This is a genomic window from Methanofollis sp. (assembly GCF_028702905.1).
Taxonomy (GTDB): Archaea; Halobacteriota; Methanomicrobia; order Methanomicrobiales; family Methanofollaceae; genus Methanofollis.
Genome location: NZ_JAQVNX010000169.1, coordinates 1 through 3,299, shown reverse-complemented (window position 1 = coordinate 3,299; position 3,299 = coordinate 1). Strand labels below are relative to the sequence as shown.

Below are 3,299 nucleotides of genomic sequence, written 5' to 3'. Positions count from 1 at the left end.
GTGCTCTCCGGCTGTGTGAGCACCTGTGCAAGCAGTCGCGCGTCGTCAAGAGCAAGGTAGTGCTCAAGGAAATCGTCCCTCCCGATCCGGATTGTCTCTTTATCCACGACCCGATCACGGACGGCAACCTTGATTGCCCGCTGGAGCATCCCGTTTGCCACGACATTCGTGTGGTGGTAGTAAACCTGAGCATACATCAGGAACCGCGCCAGCCTGAAACTCTCCACGACGTCTATACCCTTCTCGTGGATGGTGAGGTCCTCGCGCTGCCTGCTCACGGTCTTCCGGAGCGTGTAGAGGACGCGTTCGAGGTCGAAGTTCCCGTAGGCCACGCCGGTGTGGTAGGAGTCGCGCCGGAGATAATCCAGCTTATCGGCATCGATGTTGCCCGAGATGATCTGGTGGAGAAGACCGTTCCGGTCCTCAGAGAGGACGGCGACGACATCTTCGGCCTTCTCGCCGAGGATCGAGGTGACTTCTTCGTCCTCCCGTATGATCCGGCGCGTGATCGCCTCATGCGTGGCATCTTTCCCATTGATCTCCTTCAGGGGCGCCTCAAAGACATGGGAAAAAGGCCCGTGGCCGACATCGTGGAGCAGGGCGGCGTAACGAAGGGTCGTAAGGTCGTCGCCCTCGATCTGCAGCTGCCGCGCCATGAGGGTAGCGCTGTGCAGGACGCCGAGGGAGTGCTCGAAGCGGGTGTGGCACGCAGCCGGATAGACCAGGTGTGCGTTGGCAAGCTGCTTGATCCTGCGCAATCTCTGGAGGGGACGGGTATCTAAAAGGCGAAGTTCGTTCCGGGTAAGCCCGATATATCCGTAGAGCGGATCTCTGATATGCGCATCAAACGTGAGCGTGCGACTCCCCCGTCATGAAAGATGAAGGCTCGTGAGGAGGTTCACCCCTCGGTCGATCTGGTCCTCAGTGAGATCCCAGTTCAGGGTTCTGGCAATCTCCCGGATCTCGTCGTGTGACATATCCTTCTTCTCCAGCGTCTGGATATAGTGGATCTTCGCGGCCCAGGAGAGCGTCTTGGAGTCGAGGTTCGCGGTATTCTTGCAGATACTGACGATCTCTTCTATCTCCCTGAACTCTGGGGCGTGCTCCTTTTCCAGCCGCGAAACCAATCTTTCACCGTCTGCGGTGAGGCTGTAGGTGTAGCGCTTCCAGTCAGGTGTCGCTGCGGAACCGGGAGTGGTAGGCGTCTCCACCCTCTCTTCGATAAAACCGTAGGAGACGAGGGCCTGGATAGCGCCGGCAACGTCTGCGCTATAGGGGCCATAGTAGTGCGGGCGGTAGTGTGCCCCGATGGCGCCCGGAATCGTCGAGAAATACCCCAACTTCTGGATCGCAGTCCGGCCCGGGATCCGACCTCCAGCCGCCTTCAGCATAACGAGGACGCCGTCAAATTCATCCATACATCAAGTCTCCAGTGGGTTCATGGCATAATCGGAGATGCCATATTTATAGAGTGCGGTGAGTATACAGTCCTTGTGCTAACTGTCATGTTCTAACTACATGAACGTGTCGATCTAGACCTCTTCTCCAGATCCCGAAAAGCATTTTTTGCCGTTACAGCAGGGTGATTTTAAACGTTGGAACATGGCACGGCGTCTCTGCTCCTTTCACCCCCCGCCGAGCACCCTCACAATCACCGCCACCACCCCGCCGACGACCCCGCCTGCCCCGGCGCCGAGCGTCGAAACCCTCCGCTCCTCGCCAGCCTTCTCCGCCCGCCACCCCTCCAGCGCCCGGATCCTCGCCTCAAATTCTTCGTCCTGCGCCTCCATCTGCTGGAGCGCACGGCAGATCCATTTTACGTCCCGGTTCGTCTCGTAGACGAGCTCCCGGGTGGTCTTCTCATTGGTCATCCTGGTAACCCTCCTGAAGGACACTACGACGCAGAAGGGAAAAAGCCTGACCGTAAGGATTATATCGGCAAATCAAAGCCAAATTCAGGCTTTTTGATAAAGTCAGACTAATCCCCTCCCGGGTATACCCTATAGTTGTCTGTCAATTCCCGGGAAGAGGCAGCAGGCACACCCCCCCAGGGGTTGTGCAGGAGAACACACCCATGGCAGACTTCGTACTGAAGACCGTGAACAAATCGGCGGTCCGGGACCTCACGGACCCCATCGCCGACGTAACGTCGTTTAACACCCTCATCGAGAGTGTCATCGCCGACAACCCCTTCGGGTGCGTCGGGTATACCGACCGCGACGGCCAGCCTGTCGCCGCCGTCATCCGGAACCGTGAGCACTACACCGCGAAGGTGAACTTCCTCAACGGCGAGGGCAAGCGGGTGGGAACCGTCTCCCTGCAGTCCCCCTCGATCACCGCGTTCAACGCGAACGCGAGCGAGGTCCTCGCGAACACCGCCCTCGCAACCGCGATGGGCGGCACGGCCGAGCGCAACTTTGGCGGCGAGTCCTACTACTGTCAGCTCAAGTGCCACGACCCGTCCGGTGACGACTACTACGTCACCTTCACCCGGAAGACCGTCCGGATCTCGTCCTACCAGGACGACGCGATCAAGACCACCGTCGATACCTGGGCCGACGCTGTGCCCGCCCTGGCGTGAGAGGGGGACTCATCCCCCTTCCATCTTTCGTAACTATTCAGAGCACCCGATGAACCGCCGTCGGCATGAAGGGTTCCCCTTCGAACGCCCTTCTCAATTCTGACAGTACCGGGCGATCATGCTTCTTGACCGTCGATATGAATCCCCTGACCCTGCAGAAATTCATCGCGCCTTCTTCACTCCGGAATGTCCCGGAGATCTTCTGTTTCAGTTTCATTATGCGGAAGTCTCTCTCGGCCTGATTGTTGATGAAGGGGATGATGAAATGCCGCCACTTTTGGGGAAAAGTATCCCGCCATTGACACCTCCTCCCTGATTTCGCCGTTCTGACCCCCTTTTAGCCTCTCCTGCCTCCAAAATACGGCGGTACGACCGCCTTTCGGGGGGGCACCCTTTTTTGTATATTCGACAGGAAACGGTGCTATTTCTGAAGGGCTGGAATGGCTGTTTCTGGGGGATGAGGGCCTGAGGGGGGATCGTGCCCGGGATCGAGGGTGAGATGGGCGGAAATCAGCGCGAATCCGGACAGGGACGGGCTCCCCACCGTGCAACAATCAACCCTATATGTGTCAGGGACGCAAACCCTGTATGCGCACCCCCGACGAGGTCAGCCTCCTCCTTGACGACCTCAGCACCGTCACGGCCGACGACCTCGAAGACCAGGACCTCGACTTCAAGGAATGGATCGCCCGCAGCCGGAACGATGCCATCGATCAGG

Annotated in this window: 4 protein-coding genes and 1 pseudogene; 1 reads left to right on the top strand and 4 read right to left on the bottom strand. The window is 58.7% G+C overall.

The window, feature by feature from the left end; all coding sequences use genetic code 11:
* The 3 genes from PHP59_RS12200 to PHP59_RS12190 all read right to left on the bottom strand — a co-directional run.
* The coding region (locus PHP59_RS12200; RefSeq protein WP_300167367.1) for an HD domain-containing protein at window positions 1-758 on the bottom strand (758 nt) is incomplete at its 3' end.
* A 111-nt stretch (window positions 759-869) separates the two neighbouring features.
* Window positions 870-1,418, bottom strand: a complete 549-nt coding sequence (locus PHP59_RS12195) for a hypothetical protein (RefSeq protein ID WP_300167365.1) — start codon at window positions 1,416-1,418, stop codon at window positions 870-872.
* Window positions 1,419-1,625: 207 nt separating this feature from the next.
* Entirely contained in the window at window positions 1,626-1,871 is a 246-nt protein-coding gene (locus tag PHP59_RS12190; protein WP_300167363.1) for a hypothetical protein, read from the bottom strand.
* 203 nt (window positions 1,872-2,074) lie between these two features.
* Between PHP59_RS12190 and PHP59_RS12185 the strand changes: the two genes are divergently transcribed.
* Window positions 2,075-2,581 carry a hypothetical protein gene (locus tag PHP59_RS12185; protein WP_300167361.1) on the top strand — a complete coding sequence of 169 codons (507 nt, stop codon included), beginning with the start codon at window positions 2,075-2,077 and terminating at the stop codon, window positions 2,579-2,581.
* 37 nt (window positions 2,582-2,618) lie between these two features.
* Here PHP59_RS12185 and PHP59_RS12180 read toward each other — a convergent pair.
* A pseudogene (locus PHP59_RS12180) lies at window positions 2,619-2,840 on the bottom strand (transposase); the annotation flags it as partial.
* Window positions 2,841-3,299: the final 459 nt, after the last annotated feature.

What these genes read in the sequence shown, in the direction of transcription:
- PHP59_RS12185 (WP_300167361.1), top strand. Translation starts at nt 2,075, where the DNA reads ATGGCAGACTTCGTACTGAAGACCGTGAACAAATCGGCGGTCCGGGAC.
- PHP59_RS12190 (WP_300167363.1), bottom strand. Translation starts at nt 1,871, where the DNA reads ATGACCAATGAGAAGACCACCCGGGAGCTCGTCTACGAGACGAACCGG.
- PHP59_RS12195 (WP_300167365.1), bottom strand. Translation starts at nt 1,418, where the DNA reads ATGGATGAATTTGACGGCGTCCTCGTTATGCTGAAGGCGGCTGGAGGT.